We start from the raw sequence: 20,907 nt of genomic DNA on the forward strand, positions 1-20,907 counted from the left end.
CACGCTTTTTACTGGGCAAAGAGAAGTTATAAAGAAGTAAATGGAAAGGCCAAAACGTAAGATCTGTGAAAAACAAGACGAAACACATTATCAAGACAATAGAACCGGGCAGTATTGCCGAAGAACTGGAACTCGAACCGGGCGATGAACTGCTCCGCGTGAACGGGGAAATCATCGAGGACGTCTTCGATTACCACTTCCAGACCAACGACACGTATCTGGAACTCACGATCCGGAAAAAGGACGGCGAGGAATGGGATCTGGAAATCGAAAAAGAGTATGACGAGGAAATCGGCATTACATTCGAGAACGAGTTCATGGATCAGTACCGTTCCTGCAGCAACAACTGCATTTTCTGCTTCATCGATCAGATGCCGCCGGGAATGCGTCCCACCTTGTATTTTAAGGATGACGATTCGCGTCTGTCCTTCCTGCAGGGAAACTATATTACACTGACCAACATGAGCGACCACGATATCGACCGGATTATCCGCTACCATCTGGCACCGATCAATATTTCGTTCCAGACAACGAACCCGGAGCTCCGCTGCAAAATGCTGCACAACCGTTTTGCGGGCAATATCTTTCCGAAGGTCCAGCGCCTTTACGAGGCGGGAATCGAGATGAATGGACAGATTGTGCTCTGCAAGGGATACAACGACGGCGCAGAGCTGGAGCGCAGTATTTCGGATCTGTCAAAATATCTGCCGCATCTGAAAAGTGTTTCGGTTGTCCCGGTCGGACTTTCGAAGTACCGCGACGGACTGGCACCTCTGGAACCGTTTACCAGGGAGGATGCAAAAGAAGTTCTTGCCACGATTCACAAATGGCAGAAAAAGCTGTATGAACAGTGGGGACTTCACTTTATCCATGCTGGTGATGAATGGTATCTGCTGGCGGGAGAGCCGATCCCGGAGGAGGAAAATTACGATGGCTATATCCAGCTGGAAAACGGAGTGGGAATGCTCCGGCTTCTGGAGGACGAGGTTGCGGAAGAACTTTCGAAACGAGAAGGGGATGACCGTCACCGCCATGTAACGATTGCGACCGGAAAAGCTGCGGCGCCGTCGTTGGAAAAACACATGCAGAAAATTCGTGAAAAATATCCGAATGTACAGGCGGAGGTTGTCACGATTATCAACTATTTCTTTGGAGAATCCATTACCGTATCCGGTCTGATTACCGGAAAGGATCTGATGGAGCAGTTAGAGGGAAGAGATCTTGGCGACTGCCTGCTGCTTCCGTGCAACATGCTCCGTTCGGGAAAAAACGTCTTTCTCGATGATGTGACGGTGGAAGAGGTGGAAGAGCGCCTGAAAACACCGGTACAGATTATCGATGAGCCGGGCAGCGACCTGGTGAAAGCCGTTGTGGAGGAAAACCAGGAGACGATACACAGAAGGAGAACAATGTATGAGCAAGCCGATTGTAGCAATTGTGGGCCGGCCGAACGTGGGTAAATCCACCCTGTTTAATGTATTAGCCGGAGACAATATTTCGATTGTAAAAGACACACCGGGTGTAACCCGTGACCGCATCTATGCCGACGTAGAGTGGCTGAACCACAAATTTACGCTGGTAGACACCGGCGGTATTGAGCCGGAATCCAAAGATATCATTCTCTCCCAGATGAGAGACCAGGCGCAGATCGCCATTGATACCGCAAATGTCATCATCTTCATCACAGACGTCCGTCAGGGACTTGTAGATGCCGATGCAAAAGTAGCTGATATGCTCAGAAGAAGCCGCAAGCCGGTTGTACTCGTTGTCAACAAGGTAGATAACTTTGACCGTCAGATGATGGATGTTTATGAATTCTATAACCTCGGCATCGGAGAGCCGCACGCCATTTCCGCATCCGGAAAGCTCGGCATCGGCGATATGCTCGATGAGGTGACAGGATACTTTGATCCGGAGATGGAAAACGAGGAGGAGAGCGAGATTCCGCGCATCGCCATTGTTGGAAAACCGAACGTCGGAAAATCCTCTCTGGTCAACAAACTGCTGGGCTCGAACCGTGTCATCGTATCCGACATCGCCGGAACGACGCGCGATGCGATCGATACCACGATCATGCACAATGGAAATGAATATATTTTCATCGATACCGCAGGCCTTCGAAAGAAAAACAAGATCAAAGAGGAGCTGGAGCGGTACAGCATCATCCGTACAGTATCTGCCGTAGAGCGCGCAGATGTCGTTGTTCTTCTGATCGATGCAACCGAGGGCGTCACCGAGCAGGATGCCAAAATTGCCGGTATCGCCCATGAGCGTGGAAAAGGTATGATCATTGCGGTAAATAAATGGGATGCCTTGGAAAAAGATGACAAGACGATCTACCGCTTTACCGAAAAAGTAAGAAATACATTGGCTTACATGCCGTACGCAGAGCTTTTGTTCATCTCTGCGAAGACAGGACAGCGTCTTCCGAAGCTGTTCGAGACGATCGACATGGTTCTGCAGTACCAGAACCTGCGCGTACAGACCGGTGTCCTGAACGAGATTCTGACCGAGGCAATGGCAATGCAGCAGCCGCCGTCAGACCGTGGAAAACGACTGAAAATCTACTACATGACACAGGTTTCGGTCAAACCGCCGACATTTGTTATTTTCGTCAACGACAAAGAACTGATGCATTTCTCCTATGTTCGATATCTGGAGAATAAAATCAGAGAGTCGTTCGGCTTCCGCGGCACACCGCTGAAATTCATCATCAGAGAACGAAAAGAGAAGGAGCAGTAAAGAGTTATGGTACGGATCATATGCCTTTTGATCGGATACGCATTTGGCCTTTTTCAGACCTCATATATTTATGGAAGGACGAAGGGAATTGATATCCGGGAACACGGCAGCGGAAACGCAGGAACGACCAACGCGCTCCGGACTTTAGGGAAAAAAGCAGGCGCCATCACGCTTGCCGGCGACTGCATCAAATGCATTCTGGCGGTCCTGACGGTACGCCTGATCTTCGGTGCATCGCACCCGGAACTGCTGAAACTGCTGACGGTGTATGCTGCGGCCGGAACGATTCTCGGCCACAACTTCCCGTTTTACTTAGGCTTCCGCGGCGGAAAAGGAATCGCTGCAACCGCGGGTCTGATTATCTCGTTTGACTGGAGAATCACGCTGGTCTGTGCAGCGCTGTTTTTCCTGAATCTTGCAGTAACACACTATGTTTCCCTCGGTTCCATGATGGTTTACGTTGTCTTTTTTGCGATGGCCGTTATCATGGGACAGGCGGGCTGCTTTGCGCTGGAACCGCCGTATCTCTATGAGATGTACGTGGTGATCGCACTTCTTGCCGTGCTTGCCTTCTGGGAGCACCGTGCAAACATCAAGCGCCTCATCGCGGGAACAGAGCGGAAAACGTATTTATCCAAAAAGTCGGAGAAATAAAATATGGCAAAGATTAGTATCATCGGAGCAGGAAGCTGGGGAACCGCCCTCGGCCTCCTGCTCTGCAACAACGGGCATGACGTGACGATCTGCTCGGAAAATGAAAAGGAAATTGAGAGCTTAAAGGAACACAGAGAGCATCTGACGAAGCTTCCGGGCGTAAAACTGCCGGATGAAATGAAGTTCACCTGCGATGTGCGCGGCTCCCTTTCCGGACAGGACATCCTTGTGATGGCAAAAGCATCCCCGTACGTGCGAACCACATGTAAAAAGTATGCGGCGGATATTCCGGACGGCCAGCTCATCGTCAATGTGGCAAAAGGCGTGGAAGCCGATACCCTGATGACGATGTCTCAGATCATCGAGGAGGAAGTGCCGGGAACGAATGTCGTTGTTCTCTCCGGACCGAGCCATGCAGAGGAGGTCGGCCGCGGCCTGCCGACCACGATCGTTGTCGGCGCGCATGACCGCGAGAGCGCACTGTATGTGCAGAATGTGTTCATGAGCCCGGTCTTCCGCGTTTACACAAGCCCGGACATCACGGGAATTGAACTTGGCGGAGCTCTGAAAAATGTCATCGCACTGGCAGCCGGAACGGCGGATGGTCTTGGCTACGGCGACAATACGAAAGCGGCTCTGATTACCCGCGGGATCGCGGAAATTGCACGGCTCGGCACGGCGATGGGCGCCCATGCGGAAACCTTCTACGGTCTTTCCGGTATCGGCGACCTGATTGTAACGTGTGCTTCCGTTCACAGCCGGAACCGGAAAGCCGGATACCTGATCGGCCAGGGCAGAACGATGCAGCAGGCGATGGATGAGGTTCAGATGATCGTCGAGGGCGTCTATTCCGCAAAAGCGGGTCTTACTCTGTCGAAAAAATTCGGAATCGAAACGCCGATCATTCAGGCAGTCAATCAGGTTCTGTTTGAAAACAAAAACCCGAAACAGGCTGTGGATGAACTGATGCAGCGTATGAAAAAAGACGAACTCGCCCCGGATCTCTGGGAGCGGTAAAAATAAGAAACCTGTCACTTCTGTGAAATGATACAGAGACGGCAGGTTCTTTTTTGTGCAGACCGAAATTTTTTCGGCAAAAATACGGAAAAAAGATGACAATACTTTCGAAATCAAGTATAGTAATAGAAAGCGGAAAAATTTTAACTGAAAAGATGCGGAGGAAAATACGGCAGGAGGAAGAAAGAATGAGAGGAGTAGAAACAAGAATTCAGGAAATCCGCCATGCCATTTTTACGGAAGTTGCAAAAATGGCGTATGACGTGAACTCCCCGGTGGAAAAGACGATCGAAGAAATTCCTTACCGTGTAATTCCCGGTGAGGTCGGAAATTTTAGAAATGATGTGTTTCTGGAGCGGGCGATTGTAGGAGAGCGGCTTCGCCTTGCAATGGGACTTCCGTGCAGAAGCGCGGCAGAGCACGCCCCGATCTCGGACAATATCAAACTGGCGGATCAGGCGGAGACATATTATACACCGCCGCTCATTAATGTCATCAAATTTGCATGCAACGCCTGTCATGAAAAACGGGTTCTGATCACGGAGGGATGTCAGGGATGTCTTGCACATCCGTGCGTGGAAGTCTGTCCGAAAAAGGCCATTACGCTGGACCGCACCAATGGACGATCCTATATTGATCAGGATAAATGCGTCAAATGTGGTCAGTGTGCCAAGGTATGCGGATACCAGGCTATTATCATTCAGGAGCGTCCGTGTGCGAGAGCCTGCGGAATGGATGCCATCGGTTCAGATGAGAACGGAAAAGCGGATATCGATTACGAGAAATGTGTATCCTGCGGCCAGTGTCTCGTCAACTGCCCGTTCGGCGCTATTTCGGACAAATCCCAGATCTTCCAGGTAATCCGTGCGATCCAGTCGGGAGAGCGCGTCTATGCAGCGCTGGCACCGGCGTTTGTCGGCCAGTTCGGACCGAAAGTAACGCCTGGAAAACTGCGTGCGGCGATGAAAAAGCTCGGCTTTGCGGATGTCTTTGAAGTCGCGATCGGAGCGGATCTCTGTGCGGCACAGGAGGCAGAGGATTTTGTGAACGAAGTTCCGGAGAAACTGCCGTTTATGGCGACATCCTGCTGTCCGGCCTGGTCTGTAATGGCGAAGAAACTGTTCCCGGATTACGCTAACTGTATCTCGATGGCACTGACCCCGATGACGCTGACGGCGCGTCTGATCAAGAAACACAATCCGAATGCGAAGGTTGTCTTTGTCGGACCGTGTGCGGCGAAAAAACTGGAGGCCATGCGCCGGTCTGTCCGCAGTGAGGTGGACTTCGTTCTGACGTTTGAAGAGATGTCGGGCATTTTCGATGCGCGCCAGGTAGATGTGAGTGCACTTGAGGAAGATCCGGACGGCGTCAGCGATGCATCGGTGGACGGAAGAAACTTTGCTGTCTCCGGCGGCGTTGCAAAATCTGTGGAAAATGTAATCCGTGAAAAATACCCGGACCGCGAAATCAAGATGGCAAATGCAGAAGGTCTGAAGGAATGCCGGAAACTGCTGACAATGGCAAAGGCCGGAAAGTACAACGGTTATCTTCTCGAAGGCATGGCCTGTCCGGGCGGATGCGTGGCAGGAGCCGGCACGATGCAGTCAATCAAAAAGTCACAGGCGGCAGTCAACAAATATGCGGCGCAGGCAAAACACAAGATTTCCAGCCAGACAGAATATGTAAAAGAACTGGACAAGCTGGTAGACTAAAAAGAACAGCAAGGTGGAGACAAAAGTGAAAAAGAAAAGAAAGATGGGCTTTGCGACAGCGATTCTTGCAATGGTACTTCTGTTTGCAGGATGTGGCCAGACAGAGACAAAGACGGAGAGCAGCGGGATAAAAAGCACAGGATCAGAAAGTACGCAGACAGAGAGCAGCACAGCGGCATCGGAAACAGAAGATGAGACACTGGTCCATGTGCTTGCATTAAAAGGACCGACCGGCATGGGAATGGTAAAAATGATGAGCGATAACGACAGCAAAGAGTCACCTGCGGACACGTTTGAACTTGCCGCTGCCCCGGATGAGGTCAGCGCAAAACTGGTACAGGGAGAGGTGGATATCGCCGCGGTTCCGGCGAACCTTGCAAGCGTACTCTACAACAAGACAAACGGCGGCGTGCAGGTGCTCGCAGTCAATACGCTCGGTGTCCTTTATATCGTCGAGGACGGCGATACCGTACATTCCATTGCGGATCTGAAAGGCAGAACCATTTATGCGGGCGGCAAAGGTGCAACTCCGGAGTATGCTTTGAATTATATCCTCGAAAAGAACGGCCTCGTACCGGGTGAGGACGTAACGATCGAGTGGAAGAGCGAACACGCCGAGTGCGTGGCAGCACTTGCAGAAGATGCCGATGGAATCGCCATGCTGCCGCAGCCGTTTGTAACGACGGCACAGACGAAAAAAGAAACGCTGCGCACCGCACTTGACCTGACCGAAGAATGGAACAAAATCCAGGAGTCCGAAGGAACGGCGAGCACACTGGTGACAGGTGTTACCGTTGTGCGCACTGCCTTTGCCAAGGAGCATCCGGAAGCAGTTGCAGACTTCATGGAAGCTTATCAGGCATCCGTATCCTACGTAACCGAAAACACTGATGAGGCGGCAAAACTGATCGGGGATTATGACATTGTTCCGGAGGCAGTCGCAAAGAAAGCACTTCCGGCATGCAACATTGTCTGCATCACCGGTGATGAGATGAAAGAGAAGCTTTCCGGTTATCTCGGTGTACTCAAAGACCAGAACCCGGAGACAGTCGGAGGAGAACTTCCAGGAGATGACTTCTATTATTCCGAATAAAAACAAAAAAGAGAAACAGAGAAAAACGAAGCGCTGGCCGATCGTGTTCTGGCTTATGATCTGGCAGGCGGCAAGCGTTTTTGTCGGGCAGGAGATCCTTCTGGCATCTCCTGCCGCTGTTTTGAAACGCCTTTTTACGCTTGTAACAGAACCGGTCTTCTGGCAGTCCCTGTTGTTTTCCGGAGCACGCATCGGAGCCGGATTCTTTCTTGGTGCGGCGGCGGGAATTGCAGGAGCTGCACTTGCCGGTCGGTTTTCCATTGCAGAAGAACTCCTGACGCCGCTGGTTGCAGCAGTGAAAGCAGTGCCGGTCGCTTCTTTTGTGATTCTGATCCTGATATGGGTTTCGTCGAAGAATCTTTCGGTTGTGATTTCGTTTCTGATGGTATTTCCAATCCTGTATACAAACACGCGGAACGGCCTGCGGGAACTGGATACAGCGCTTTTGGAGATGACAGACGTTTTTCAGGTTCCGCGGCCGGTGCGGCTGCGCTGGGTGATCCTGCCGCAGCTGTACCCATATATCCGGACGGGATGTTCACTTTCCCTCGGCCTTTGCTGGAAGGCCGGAACGGCAGCAGAAGTAATCGGCATTCCGAACCGATCCATCGGAGAGCATCTGTATCAGGCAAAAATATATCTCGACACACCGGGACTCTTTGCTTGGACGGCAGCGATCGTGTACGTCAGCTTCTGTCTCGAAAAAGCTGTTTTAAAAGGAATGGATCTTGCAGAAAAAAGGATGCTGGTGATGAAATGAGAGAAGATACGATTGAAATCTGCCATCTGAAAAAAGCGTATGGAGAACACGTTATTTTTTCGAATCTTACGATGGAACTGAAAAAAGGAGCAGTGACCTGTCTGATGGCTCCTTCCGGGGAGGGAAAGACAACCCTGTTGCGGATTCTGGCAGGCCTGGAGCAGGCGGACGGCGGAAAAATCGGGGGACTGGAAGCCTTAAGAAAAAGTATGGTTTTTCAGGAACCGCGGCTGGCAGAAGAACTGACAGCTGCAGCCAATATCCAGCTCGCGGTAAGGCGCCGCATGTTTGGAAAAGAAAAAAGAAGCTCCCGTCATCTTGTGGAGGAGATGGAGGAACTCGGCCTTTCGGGCTGTGAAAACCAGGCTGTATCGGAACTGTCGGGTGGCATGCGCCAGCGGGTGGCGGTTCTGCGGGCCATGCGCATGGACGCAGATTTCCTCCTTTTGGATGAGCCGTTCCGGGGACTGGATGCGGGGACGAAAAAGAAAACGATGAACTATATCCGCAGAAAAGGAAAAGAAAAAACGATGCTTCTGGTCACGCATGATTTAAAAGAAGCCGAAGCAATGGGGGACTGGATCTGCACCTGCAGCAGACTGGATGGTATCCTCGAAATAAAGAGAAACAGAAAAAGCAGCACAGAAATCTGAAACGGAAAGAAACAGATTTTCTGTGCTGCTTTTTCTGTGAATCCGCAGTTACAGCAGGTCATCCGGTATGGAAGCAGAGCGGAGCTGTTCGTCCATCGTGTCGATGAGCGCCATGTCGGCTTCAGAAAGTTCGAAGTCGAAGACATCCGCGTTGGCAAAAATGCGGTCCGGCTGTGTCGATTTCGGGATGACACTGATGCCCTGCTGGACGAGGTAGCGGAGGCCGATCTGCGCTTCAGTGCGTACATACTTTTCTGCCAGCTGCTGCATAATCTCACGGTTCAGATAAAGACCTCTTGCGAGCGGCGCATACGCTTGAACGGCGATTCCATGTGAACGGCAGAAAGCGATGAGCGGTTTCCGGTTCCAGAGCGGATGGCATTCGATCTGGTTGACGGCCGGGATGATGCCGGAAAATTCAAAGAGGGCGGTAAGGTGCGGCTCCTCGAAGTTGCTGACGCCGATCGATTTTGCACGCCCGGATTCGCGGATTTTTTCGAGTGCGCGCCACGTCTCCGGGTAGCAGCCCGGCACCGGCCAGTGAATCAGGTAAAGATCAACGTAGTCGAGACGGAGACGGTCGAGGCTGCGGTTGAAGGCACCTTCGATATCACCGACCCGCTGCGCGGTATTCCATACCTTTGTGGTAATAAAAAAGTTTTCCCGCGGAATCCCGCTTGCGCGGATCCCGCGGCCGATGCTGTCCTCATTTTTATAGGAGGAGGCGGTATCGACCAGACGGTAGCCGTATTTTGCCGCGGTGACAATTGCTTTTTCTGCCTCTTTTTCTGTCGATTTGTAAGTGCCAAGCCCCAGAAGCGGCATCGCTCTGCCGTCGTTCAATGTGATGGTTGGAATAGAAAGTGCCATAAAAACCCTCCGTATCTTGAATCAAAAAAAGATTCTGCCGTATTTCTCTCATAATTATGTTTAGTATAACATGAAAATTTAAAGAAATCAGACCAAATATATTAAAAAAGTTTAACACAATCGGGAAATGAAAAAAATAACAAGCCACGCAAGAAAAAAGAAGGATGCCAGGACGGCCTGTACGGCGAATTGTACAGAAATTTTGTGGAGGCCGTATTGATTTTGTGCATGAAATAGAGTATAATAAGTTTGAATTGATATTTATTTATCATTCCCTGTACAATCTGCAGGACGTTTCAGGAAAACAAAAGCGGACGAAACGGACGGCAGAGCAGAAAAACGGGGACAGAGGAGGCCATATTATGCATTTATTATATGACGAGAATGGAAATCCCATTCCGCACGGAGCTCACGACGAGCACCATCATCACCATGACCATCATCACGAGGGAGAAGACTGCGGACATGCCTGCAATGCATGCGGTTCCGAAGAAAAATGCAAGGACGAGAATCTTGCCCTTTTAACCTATATGCTGCAGCACAATGAACATCACGCAGCAGAACTCGACGAGATGGCCGACAAACTGGAAAAAGCCGGAATGGCGGACGCCGCAAAACAGATCAGGGAGGGAGTATCCGATTTCCAGAAAGGCAATATGCGCCTGTCCCTTGCACTGACGCTTGTAAAAGAGCATTTGAAAGAAGTTAAGTAGAGGAGGCGTAAGCTATGTGCCTTGCAACGGTATACAAAAATCCGGAGAACACAGTTGTCTGTAAAAATGTAAGCCGCATCGATGTCGATGGAGAATACGTTCTCATCCGCGACATCCTGGGCGAAGAGATCAGACTGCAGGGTAAGATCAAAATGGTAGATCTTGCAAACAGCATCGTAGAGCTGGACTGTGAATGATAATTGGTTGACGGAACCAGTTATTCTATAAAAGTGGTTTTAAGACCCCGGGGTCTGCGAATCGGAACAAACAGAACAGGCGAACCGGGACTTAGAATAGGAATATATTATATTAAAGCGGAGGTAAATTGAATTATGAAACTTTCAGAAGAGATGAAAAACAAGACCCTTCTGTCTTTTGAGCTGTTCCCACCAAAGACAGAGAAGGGACTGCAGAATCTGCCGGGTACCATCGACCACCTGATGAAATATAACCCGTCTTACATTTCCTGTACATACGGAGCAGGCGGCGGAAACGTCGGAGCAAACCGTGAAGTATGTCAGATGATCAAAAATGCCGGAACCACACCGGTTACTCATTTCACCGTTATCAAAAACACAAAAGAAGGAATTAAAGAACAGCTGGATCAGTATCTGGCTGACGGCGTAGACCACATGCTGGCACTGCGCGGTGATATTCCGCTTGGCGAGACCACAACCTGCGGTGACTTTGACTACGCTACGGATCTTGTAAAATTCGTACGTGATACCTACGGCGACAAATTTGAAATCGCTGTTGCAGGTTCACCGGAAGGCCACATCTCCTGCAGAAGTCTGGAGTCTGATATCGCAGTTCTGAAACAGAAACAGGACAACGGAGCTGACTACATCATGACACAGCTCTGCTGGGATATGGAGCAGTTCAAATACTGGCTCGATGCAATCCGTAAAGCAGGAATCACCATGCCGGTAGACGTTGGAGTTATGCCGATCCTGGATCAGGCAGCTACCATCAACATGGCACTTTCCAGAAACGGCTGTGTGATGGACAGAGAGCTTTCCAGAATGATCTCCAGACACTGGCTGTTCCCGAACCCATTTGCAGCAAAAGATGCAGAGGGCAAACCGTTCGACGTATTCTACGACAAGAAAGTTGCAGAGTTCAAAGAAGAGGGTATCGAATATACCGTAAAACAGATTGATGCATACCGTGCACTCGGTGTCAATGGAATTCATCTGTATGCACTGAATAAATGGAAAGACGTATCTGAAATCATCGACAGATCCGGCCTTTGCACACTGGTTTAATGAATTAATTACTTGAATTTGGGAGGCATCCGATTTTTATGGCACACGTAATAGCTGTCGCCGGAAAAGGCGGCGTTGGAAAAACAACATTATGCGGCTTGCTGATCCAGTATCTCTGCGAGTCAGGAAAAGGTCCTGTTCTTGCGGTTGATGCGGACGCAAACTCAAACCTGAATGAGGTACTCGGTGTAGAAGTAGAAGCTACCCTTGGAGATATCCGGGAGGAGATTGCCCGTGCAGAGATGGCATCCAAAAACCCGATTCCGGCAGGTATGAGCAAGGCAGATTATGCGGAATTTAAATTTGCAGGCGCTCTGACTGAGGAAGATGATTTTGACCTGCTTGTGATGGGAAGAACACAGGGAAAAGGCTGCTACTGCTTCGTCAATGGACTTCTGCAGAATCAGCTTGCAAAGCTGTATCCGAATTACCCCTTCATGGTTGTGGATAACGAGGCAGGCATGGAGCATATCAGCCGTGGTATACTTCCGGGAATGGATACAGCTATTTTGGTCAGTGACTGCTCAAGAAGAGGAGTACAGGCCGCTGCGAGAATCGCGGAGCTGATCAAAGAATGCGATATGAAGCCGAAGCAGGTAGGACTGATCGTAAACCGTGCGCCGAATGGCGTGTTAAATGAGGGAACCCGTGAGGAGATTGAAAAACAGGGATTAACTCTCCTTGGCGTTGTTCCGCACGATGATCAGGTTTATGAATATGACTGTGACGGAAAACCAACCGTACGTCTGCCGGAAGACTCTCCGGTACGCGCGGCATTAAAGAAAATCGTAGAAAACCTTGATTTATAAAAACAGAGAATCTGCCCTCCGCTTTGTACACGCTGCAGACGGAGGGATATTTCAAAAGTAAAATATCCCCCATGGGAGGATGTTTTTACCATAAAAATATTAAAATACAATCTTGAGGAGGACAAGATGAGCGAATTCAAATTAACAAGCGTAGAAGAATTCGAACAGGCCACGAATGAGCTCCTGGAAAATGGTGCAAAGGTTGGCGCTGACGCATGGCAGTTTCGTGTAAAAAACCAGACCCCGCACTGTAAATTCGGTGAGCAGGGAACCTGCTGCCGTATCTGTACGATGGGACCTTGCCGTATTACACCAAAGGCACCGAGAGGAATCTGCGGATGCGATGTACACGGTATTGTAGGACGTAACTTCCTGCGCTTTACAGCAGGCGGTTCCGCAACACATTCCGATCATGGCCGTGAGATCTGCCACACACTGCATGAGGCTGATCCAAACGGAAACTACAAAGTAAAAGATCCGGAGAAACTGATCCGTATCGCAAAAGAGTGGGGCGTAGAGACAGAAGGAAAAGATATTTACGATCTGGCACATGAGATGTCCGAGCTGGCTCTGATGGAGTATGGTAAACCGTTTGGAACACAGAGATTCCTGAAACGTGCTCCGCAGCACACACAGGAAATCTGGGAGAGAGAAGAAATCGCACCGCGTGCGATTGACCGTGAGGTTGCATGTTCTCTTCATATGACTCATATGGGATGTTCTTCCCTTCCGGAAGCACTCGTTCGCCAGTCCCTTCGTTCCGGACTTTCCGATGGATGGGGCGGCTCCATGATGGGTACCGAGTTCTCTGACGTACTGTTCGGAACTCCAAAGCCGATCGAAACCGAGGCAAACCTTGGTGTTATGAAAGAAGATGAAGTAAATATCATCGTTCATGGCCATGATCCGTCACTTTCCGAGATGATCTGCGAATACGCAGACGATCCGGAGATGATCGCATATGCAAAAGAAATGGGAGCAAAGGGAATCAACGTGGCAGGTGTCTGCTGTACTTCCAATGAAGTAGCAATGCGCCGCGGCGTGCCGATGGCAGGTAACTTCCTGCAGCAGGAAAACGTGGTACTGACCGGTGCCTGCGAGGCCATCGTTGTTGACGTACAGTGTATTTTCCCGGCCCTTGGACCTTTAAGCAAATGTTTCCATACTAAATTCGTTACCACCAGCCCGATTGCGCAGATGCCGGATGCAGAATACATTCGTTTCAACGCAAAAACAGCAGGTGAGAATGCAAAAGCCATCGTAAAAATGGCAATTGAAAACTTTAAAAACCGGAAACCGGAGCTGGTACATATCCCGCATATGAAGCAGAAAGCAACCGTTGGATACTCTTTTGAGTCCATCATCAAGACTCTGGATAAAGTAACCAATTCCCAGGTTGACCAGACCGGAACTCTGATGCCGCTGTGGCAGTGTGTGGCATCCGGCGTTATCCGCGGTGCAGTTGCCATGGTAGGATGCAACAACCCGAAAGTCCGTCCGGACACCGCTCACATCGAGCTGATGAAGAAGCTGATCGCGCACGACGTTATCATCGTTGCTTCCGGATGCTCTGCACAGGCAGCAGCAAGAGCAGGTCTGATGGACAAACGTGCTAAAGATCTCTGCGGTGCAGGTCTGAAACGTGTCTGCGAGCTGGCTGATATCCCGCCGGTACTCCACATGGGATCCTGCGTTGATATCTCCCGTATGATGGTTCTTGTAGCAGAACTTGCTAAAATCGGTAATGTCAATATTTCCCAGCTTCCGGTTGTCGGATGTGCTCCGGAGTGGATGTCTGAGAAAGCAGTTTCCATCGGAAACTATGTTGTAGCAACCGGTATCGATACTTACCTTGGCGTAGAGCCGTACGTATCCGGATCCACTGAGGTAACAGGACTCCTGACCAACGGTGTCCGCGACTGGGTTGAGGCAGCTTACACAGTAGAAAAAGACATCGACAAGCTGGGCGATGCAATGCTCGCACGAATCGAAGAGAAACGTGCCGCACTCGGCGTATAAAAAGGACAGGGCGGTCCCTGACGTAAAAAGAGACCGCCCTTTTTGAAGTGAAAAGGTGTAAAATGAAAATAGCAGTAACTGGAAAGGGTGGCGTAGGAAAAACAACCATCGCAGCGACCCTTGCAAGACTTTATGCAGAAGAAGGCCATCCGGTTCTGGCTGCAGATGTCGATCCGGATGCCAATCTGGGCCTTGCGCTTGGATTTCCGGAAGAAATCCTCGATTCGATCATTCCGATTACCAAAATGAGAAAACTGATCGAAGAGCGCACCGAGGCAAGTGCAGACAACCGGTTTTACAAGATAAATCCGAGAGTAAGTGATATCCCCGATAAATACAGCAAAGAGTACAATGGAGTCAAACTCCTGACGCTTGGCACCGTGGAGACGGCCGGAAGCGGCTGTGTCTGCCCGGAGCATGTGATGCTGCGGAGAATCATCAACAGCCTGGTCCTTCACAGAGGGGATGTTGTCATCCTCGACATGGAAGCAGGCCTTGAGCATCTGGGAAGAGGAACGACGGAGGGCATGGATATGTTCATCGTAGTCATCGAGCCGGGTGCAAGAAGTATTCAGACCTATAAGAATGTCAAACGTCTGGCCGAAGAGCTTGGCGTTCATCAGGTTCATGTCGTGGCAAACAAAGTACGCGACGAAAAAGATGAGGCATTCATACAGGACCGTATCCCCCCGGAGGATCTTCTGGGCATGGTCCACTACAACCCGGAAATTATGGAAGCGGACAGGGAAGGTTCGTCTCCATATGATTACAGCGCGGCTGCAGTAGAAGAGATACGGAAAATAAAAACAAAAATCGATAAGTCAAACATGCCTGGCATGGAAAAAGTGTGATAGGAGGAAAAACACATGACATTATTCGAGAGAGTATTTGGCGGAAATGATGCAGTATACGGTCTTACCGAAGCTGCCATTGATGCCGCAATCGCAGCAAACGGAGAGGAAAAAGCAGTCAGCTTCCCGGACACTGCTTACGCACTTCCGTGTTACTATGCTGTAACAGGAGTAAAGGTTACCAACTTAAAAGAGATGAAAGAGGCTCTTGGCGTGGTAAAATCTCTGATGACAAGAGAAAATCAGCTGAATGATGTATTTATGTCCGGTGTTGCAACTGCACTCTGCGCAGAGTTCATCGAGGCAATTAAATACATCGACGGTGCAAAACCATATGATGAGCCGTGCTACGGCCATTTAAGCGATGCCATCATCCGTGAGCTTGGTGTGCCGCTTGTAACAGGCGATATCCCGGGCGTAGCTGTTATCCTTGGAAGCGCTCCGACCGCACAGGAAGGCGTGGATCTGGTTAAGAGCTATCAGGCACAGGGTATTCTTGTAACACTGGTTGGCGGAATCATTGATCAGTGTCAGGAATTAGGATACAAGACCGGCGCAAACGTACGTGTCATCCCGCTTGGAAAAGACGTAACATCTGTAATCCACGTTGTATCCGTAGCAATCCGTGCAGCCCTGATCTTCGGTAACGTAACTGCAGGCGATGCAGGCGCACTGATGACCTACACCAAAGACCGTGTACCGGCATTCGTAAATGCTTTTGCTCCTCTGGATGATGTGATCGTTGCATGCGGCGCTGGTGCGATTGCACTTGGTTTCCCGGTTATCACAAACGATGACAAAGACGTTCCGGCTATTCCGAAGAGTCTCATTATCCAGAAGGACGTTTCCAAATTCAACGCAACTTCTCTGGAAGCCCGCGACATCAAGATTAAAATTACAAACATCGATATCCCGGTTGCATTCGCATCTGCATTTGAGGGCGAAATCATCCGCCGCGGTGATATGCAGGTTGAGTTTGACGGTTCCCGTGTAGACTGCTGCGAGCTGGTTCAGACAAAAGATGCTTCCGAAGTAGAAGATCACAAGATCGAGCTGATCGGACCGGACATCGACGAGTTCGAGGTAGGTTCCAAGCACAGCATTGCATACGTTGTTGAGGTTGCCGGAAAGAGCATGCAGCCGGATTTCGAGCCTGTATTTGAGCGTAAATTCCACAGCTACCTGAACTGCATCGAAGGTGTGATGCATACCGGACAGCGTGATATGATCCGTATCCGTGTCAGCAAAGAAGCTTTCAACGCAGGCTTCCGTGCAAAACACTTCGGAGAAGTTCTGTACGCACAGGTGAAGAACGAGTTCGAGGCTGTTGTTGACAAATGTCAGGTTAAGATCTACACCAATCCGGAAGACTGTACCAAGATCCGTCACGAAATTGCAATTCCGGTATTCGACAAACGTGATGAGCGTCTGTCTACCATGACAGATGAATCCGTACCGGTATACTACAGCTGTATCATGTGCCAGGCATTCTCCCCGAGCCATGTATGTGTTGTTACACCAGAGCGTCTCGGACTTTGCGGTGCTGTTTCATGGCTGGATGCAAAAGCTACCAACGAGCTGGATCCGAACGGACCTTGCCAGGTTATCACAAAAGAAAAAGTAATTGATGAGAGAATCGGTGAGTACGAGGATGTTAACGAGGCTGTTCGTAAACTTTCCCAGGGCGCTCTTGATGATGTATCTTTGTACTCCATCATGGAAAAACCAATGACATCCTGCGGATGCTTCGAGTGTATCTGTGGTATCGAGCCGTTCTCCAACGGTGTCTGCATCGCAAACCGTGAGTACGCAGGCATGACTCCTCTGGGAATGACCTTCTCCGAGCTGGCTTCCATGACAGGCGGCGGTGTTCAGACTCCTGGATTCATGGGACACGGCAAACACTTTATCGCTTCCAAGAAATTTATGAAAGCAGAAGGCGGCGTTGCCCGTATCGTATGGATGCCGAAAGAGCTGAAAGAGCAGGTTGCAGAGAAACTGAATGAAACAGCAAAAGAGCTGTACGGTATCGACAACTTTACCGATATGATCGGTGACGAGACCATCGCAGAAGATCCGGAGACACTGGTTGCATTCCTGACCGAGAAAGGTCATCCGGCACTTGGCATGGATCCAATGATGTAATTCGTATTTTACAGGCTTATCCTGTGAAAGAATAAGCAGACCGGCATGGCTTGGGAGGGGATTCCAAAGCGGAGGAGGAAGCCCTTTCCGGCACATGCCGGCAGCTGTAAAGTGATTTTCTGGAAAAAAACGGCTGACGAAGAGAAAACGGATACTTTTTGTCAGAAAATCTTGGAAAATATCCTGGTAAATCTTGCATTCTCCGGGAAAAAACGTTAAAATAATAACAGGTGTGTCCATGAAGCGGAATCATGGAGATATGCCTGTATGGAATTTATTTTTAAGGAGGCTTTTTTTATGCCGTTTAATCGCAAACCACAAAAGTTTAATGCAGCAATTAAATCCGTTGTAATCGGCAGCGGAGACAAAACCGTAACTCTTGGCGGAGAAAACGTATTACCATTCTATGCTTTCGACGGTGAAATCAAAAACGGACCGAAGGTCGGCGTTGAAATCACAGACCTTGGTATGGAAGGAGAACCGGAAAGCGTAAAAGCATACTATGAAGGTGCAGCTACCATGGGCGAGATTGCAAAAAAAGCAGCAGCTATGGAAGGTGCAGATTTCCTCTGCCTTCGTCTGGCAGGCGGAGACCCGAACGGTCTGAACAAATCGGTAGAAGAACTCATTGAGACAGTCAAAGAGGTTGCTGATGCCGTTGACGTGCCGCTTGTTGTAGAAGGATGTAAAAACGTTGAGAAGGATTCCGAACTGCTCACAAAAGTAGCAGAGGTCCTTCAGGGAAGAAACGTTCTTGTTATGTCCGCAAGAGAAGAAGATTACAAGGCAGTTGGTGCAGCCGCAGGTCTGGCATACAGCCAGAAAGTCGGCGCTGAGTCCGCTGTAGATATCAACCTTGCAAAACAGCTGAATGTTGTTATGACCCAGCTTGGTGTCAGCGCGGACAGCATTGTTATGAACGTAGGTTCTGCAGCAGTCGGATACGGATATGAGTACGTAGTATCTACACTGGACCGTATCAAAGCAGCAGCATTATCCCAGGACGATAAAATGCTGCAGATGCCAATTATTACTCCAATCGCTTCTGAGACATGGAATGTAAAAGAGGCAATGGCAACAGAAGAGGAATCTCCGGAATGGGGAAATCAGGAAGTACGAGGAATCTCTATGGAGATTCAGACAGCAGCCGCATCTCTGGCTTCTGGTTCTGATGCAGTTATCCTCAAACATCCACAGTCTGTTGCAACCATTTCCAAAATGATTCAGGAACTGATGTAATCAGTACGTAAGGAAGAGATTAGGAGGATAAAGAATTATGGCATTATCAGGTATTCAGATTTTTAAAATGACCCCAAAGAAAAACTGTAAAGAGTGCGGATGTCCGACCTGTATGGCATTCTCCATGAAGGTTGCACAGGGCGCTATGGATATTTCAGCGTGCCCATATATGTCTGACGACGCTATGGCACAGCTTTCCGAAGCTACCGCACCGCCAATGAAGACCATCAAAGTCGGAACCGGCGACAGTGAGTACACCCTTGGCGGAGAGACGGTTCTCTATCGTCATGAGAAAACATTTGTAAGCAAAACCCGTTATGCAGTATCTCTCTGCAGCTGCATGTCTGACGAAGAGATCGACGCAAAACTGGAAGAAGACAAAAAAGTTGATTACGACCGTATCGGTGAGCGTATGTGCGCAGAGATGCTGTATGTAAACTATGCCGGAAATGGCGTAGACAAATACGTATCTCTTGTAACGAAAGCAGCAGCAACCGGAAAAGTTCTGGTACTTGGCTGTGAGGACGCAGAAGCTGCAAAAGCTGCTCTGGAAGTATGCAAAGCAGGCAAACCGATCCTGAATGGTGCAAATGCATCCAATTATGAAGAGATGAGCAAACTTGCCACAGAGGCAGGCGTTGTTCTCGGCGTAAGTGGCGCAAACATTGATGAGCTTCACGACACCGTAGAAGCAATCGAGAAACTCGGCAACAAGAACCTTGTTCTTGATACCACAGAAGCGACCATCAAAGAGACCTTTGCTACTACCGTACAGGTAAGACGTGCATCCTTAAAGGATACAGACCGTACCTTTGGTTATCCGTCTATTGTAAATCTGGCAAAAATTGCACAGGGCGACAGATATATGCAGCAGGCACTGCTTTCCCTGTTCACCATGAAATACGGTTCCATTATTGTTCTTGAGGAAATGGGATACGCAGAGGCACTTCCGGTATTCGGACTTCGCCAGAACGTATTTACCGATCCGCAGAAACCGATGAAAGTAGAGCCGGGCATCTACCCGCTGAACGGCGCAGATGAAAATTCGATCTGCCTGACCACAGTAGACTTTGCTCTGACCTATTTCCTGGTATCCGGAGAGCTCGAGAGATCCGGAGTTCCGGTAAACCTTGTAATCAACGACGCCGGCGGACTTTCTGTACTGACATCCTGGGCAGCAGGTAAATTCTCCGGTAACTCTATCTCCAAATTCTTCAAAGAGAATGTAGAAGATAAAGTAAAATCCAGAAAAGTTATCATTCCTGGTAAAGTAGCCGTATTAAAGGGCGACATTGAGTCCAAACTTCCTGGATGGGAAGTAATCGTTGCTCCGCTTGAGGCAGTTCAGCTTGTGAAATTCATGAAAGATCTGCAGGCAAACGGAGAACTGTAATACATAAAAATTCCGGGAGGAACTCCAGACAAGCGGAGTTCCTTCCGTGAAAAAAATAATTATGGGGGATTCCCAAAAGAAAAGGAGAAGAGATATGGCAAAATTTGTAACCATCGGCGAAAGACTTTCCGTTACAGCTCCTACTGTAAACAAAGCATTCGCAGCAAGAGATGAAGAGCCAATTTTAAAGAGAGCAAAACAGCAGCTGGATGCTGGTGCCGTTTACCTTGATGTAAACATCGGACCGGCTGAGAATGATGGAGAAGACATCATGAAATGGGCTGTTGAGCTGCTGCAGAGCAATTTTGACAATGTTCCGCTGGCTCTGGATACATCCAACAAAAAAGCAATTGAGGCTGGTATCTCTGTATACAACCGTTCCAAAGGAAAACCGATCGTAAACTCTGCAGATGCTGCAGGAAGAATCGAGTACGTTGACCTTGCGGCTGCAAACGATGCAATCGTTATTGCACTTTGCAACGGCGAAGGAATTGCAAAAGACAACGACGAGCGTATGATGTACTGCCAGACCCTTCTGGAAAGAGGTATGGAGCATGGTATGGAGCCGACCGATCTGTGGTTTGACCCGCTGTTTCTGGTTGTAAAAGGAATGCAGGACAAACAGATGGAAGTTCTTGAGTGCATCAAGATGTTCAGTGATATGGGACTGAATTCTACCGGCGGACTTTCCAACAACTCCAACGGTATGCCGAAAAACATCCGTCCGATCATGGATTCCGCACTTGTAGCTATGGCTATGATGCAGGGTCTGACCAGCGCCATCGTTAACCCGAATGACCTGAGACTGATGGAGACCATTAAATCCTGTGACGTATTCAAAGGCAACACTCTGTACGCAGATTCTTATCTGGAGCTTTAATCTTTAAATCTCGCAGGTTTTCCCCTGATGGTGCCGTAGCGTTTGCGAAAACCTGAGGCACCATCAGGGGTTTTTCTATCTAAAAGCGGAAA

The 20,907-nt window shown here is 49.3% G+C and carries 19 protein-coding genes; 18 read left to right on the forward strand and 1 reads right to left on the reverse strand.

The window, feature by feature from the left end:
• The first annotated feature begins 65 nt into the window (after positions 1–65).
• From DWY63_RS01480 to DWY63_RS01515, 8 genes are all read left to right on the forward strand, one after another.
• Positions 66–1,460 (forward strand): DUF512 domain-containing protein, encoded by a 1,395-nt coding sequence (locus tag DWY63_RS01480; RefSeq protein ID WP_117800929.1) that lies wholly within the window; start codon positions 66–68, stop codon positions 1,458–1,460.
• A complete protein-coding gene (gene der / locus DWY63_RS01485) occupies positions 1,414–2,742 on the forward strand; it encodes a ribosome biogenesis GTPase Der (RefSeq protein ID WP_022461518.1) in 1,329 nt (442 codons plus the stop codon). Before DWY63_RS01480 ends, der begins: the two co-directional genes overlap by 47 nt.
• 6 nt (positions 2,743–2,748) lie before the next feature.
• On the forward strand, positions 2,749–3,396 hold the full coding sequence (gene plsY / locus DWY63_RS01490; protein WP_055226461.1) for a glycerol-3-phosphate 1-O-acyltransferase PlsY: 648 nt from the start codon (positions 2,749–2,751) through the stop codon (positions 3,394–3,396).
• A 3-nt stretch (positions 3,397–3,399) separates the two neighbouring features.
• Entirely contained in the window at positions 3,400–4,413 is a 1,014-nt protein-coding gene (locus tag DWY63_RS01495) for an NAD(P)H-dependent glycerol-3-phosphate dehydrogenase (RefSeq protein ID WP_117800932.1), read from the forward strand.
• A gap of 188 nt (positions 4,414–4,601) precedes the next feature.
• On the forward strand, positions 4,602–6,125 hold the full coding sequence (locus DWY63_RS01500) for a 4Fe-4S dicluster domain-containing protein (RefSeq protein WP_117800935.1): 1,524 nt from the start codon (positions 4,602–4,604) through the stop codon (positions 6,123–6,125).
• A gap of 25 nt (positions 6,126–6,150) precedes the next feature.
• On the forward strand, positions 6,151–7,218 hold the full coding sequence (locus tag DWY63_RS01505) for an ABC transporter substrate-binding protein (RefSeq protein ID WP_243001824.1): 1,068 nt from the start codon (positions 6,151–6,153) through the stop codon (positions 7,216–7,218).
• A complete protein-coding gene (locus tag DWY63_RS01510) occupies positions 7,196–7,978 on the forward strand; it encodes an ABC transporter permease (RefSeq protein ID WP_117800938.1) in 783 nt (260 codons plus the stop codon). The genes DWY63_RS01505 and DWY63_RS01510 overlap by 23 nt, the downstream gene beginning before the upstream one ends.
• On the forward strand, positions 7,975–8,631 hold the full coding sequence (locus DWY63_RS01515) for an ATP-binding cassette domain-containing protein (protein WP_117800941.1): 657 nt from the start codon (positions 7,975–7,977) through the stop codon (positions 8,629–8,631). Before DWY63_RS01510 ends, DWY63_RS01515 begins: the two co-directional genes overlap by 4 nt.
• Positions 8,632–8,679: 48 nt before the next feature.
• On the opposite strand, the gene DWY63_RS01520 is transcribed toward DWY63_RS01515, so the two are convergent.
• Positions 8,680–9,501 (reverse strand): aldo/keto reductase, encoded by an 822-nt coding sequence (locus tag DWY63_RS01520; protein WP_243001825.1) that lies wholly within the window; start codon positions 9,499–9,501, stop codon positions 8,680–8,682.
• A 362-nt stretch (positions 9,502–9,863) separates the two neighbouring features.
• On the opposite strand from DWY63_RS01520, the gene DWY63_RS01525 reads away from it, so the two are divergent.
• The 10 genes from DWY63_RS01525 (at position 9,864) to acsE (ending at position 20,815) form a co-directional block, all read left to right on the forward strand.
• On the forward strand, positions 9,864–10,214 hold the full coding sequence (locus DWY63_RS01525) for a hypothetical protein (RefSeq protein ID WP_055218122.1): 351 nt from the start codon (positions 9,864–9,866) through the stop codon (positions 10,212–10,214).
• A 14-nt stretch (positions 10,215–10,228) separates the two neighbouring features.
• A complete protein-coding gene (locus DWY63_RS01530; protein ID WP_117509049.1) occupies positions 10,229–10,411 on the forward strand; it encodes a CooT family nickel-binding protein in 183 nt (60 codons plus the stop codon).
• Positions 10,412–10,546: 135 nt separating this feature from the next.
• Complete coding sequence (locus DWY63_RS01535) at positions 10,547–11,479, forward strand: methylenetetrahydrofolate reductase (RefSeq protein ID WP_022462431.1); 933 nt, start codon at positions 10,547–10,549, stop codon at positions 11,477–11,479.
• Between the two features lie 38 nt (positions 11,480–11,517).
• A complete protein-coding gene (locus tag DWY63_RS01540) occupies positions 11,518–12,288 on the forward strand; it encodes an ATP-binding protein (protein ID WP_022462430.1) in 771 nt (256 codons plus the stop codon).
• A 126-nt stretch (positions 12,289–12,414) separates the two neighbouring features.
• Positions 12,415–14,307: an anaerobic carbon-monoxide dehydrogenase catalytic subunit gene (cooS, locus tag DWY63_RS01545; RefSeq protein WP_117509048.1), complete on the forward strand. Its 1,893-nt coding sequence runs from the start codon at positions 12,415–12,417 to the stop codon at positions 14,305–14,307.
• 62 nt (positions 14,308–14,369) lie between these two features.
• Entirely contained in the window at positions 14,370–15,158 is a 789-nt protein-coding gene (locus tag DWY63_RS01550; RefSeq protein WP_117509047.1) for an ATP-binding protein, read from the forward strand.
• A gap of 15 nt (positions 15,159–15,173) precedes the next feature.
• On the forward strand, positions 15,174–17,303 hold the full coding sequence (gene acsB / locus DWY63_RS01555) for an acetyl-CoA decarbonylase/synthase complex subunit alpha/beta (protein WP_117509046.1): 2,130 nt from the start codon (positions 15,174–15,176) through the stop codon (positions 17,301–17,303).
• A gap of 297 nt (positions 17,304–17,600) precedes the next feature.
• On the forward strand, positions 17,601–18,542 hold the full coding sequence (gene acsD, locus DWY63_RS01560; RefSeq protein WP_117509163.1) for an acetyl-CoA decarbonylase/synthase complex subunit delta: 942 nt from the start codon (positions 17,601–17,603) through the stop codon (positions 18,540–18,542).
• A gap of 37 nt (positions 18,543–18,579) precedes the next feature.
• Entirely contained in the window at positions 18,580–19,935 is a 1,356-nt protein-coding gene (gene acsC / locus DWY63_RS01565; RefSeq protein WP_117509045.1) for an acetyl-CoA decarbonylase/synthase complex subunit gamma, read from the forward strand.
• Positions 19,936–20,029: 94 nt separating this feature from the next.
• Entirely contained in the window at positions 20,030–20,815 is a 786-nt protein-coding gene (gene acsE / locus DWY63_RS01570) for a carbon monoxide dehydrogenase/acetyl-CoA synthase methytransferase subunit (RefSeq protein ID WP_022462424.1), read from the forward strand.
• Positions 20,816–20,907 lie beyond the last annotated feature (92 nt).

It is taken from the genome of Blautia sp. AF26-2 (assembly GCF_003460955.1).
Taxonomy (GTDB): Bacteria; Bacillota; Clostridia; order Lachnospirales; family Lachnospiraceae; genus Fusicatenibacter; species Fusicatenibacter saccharivorans.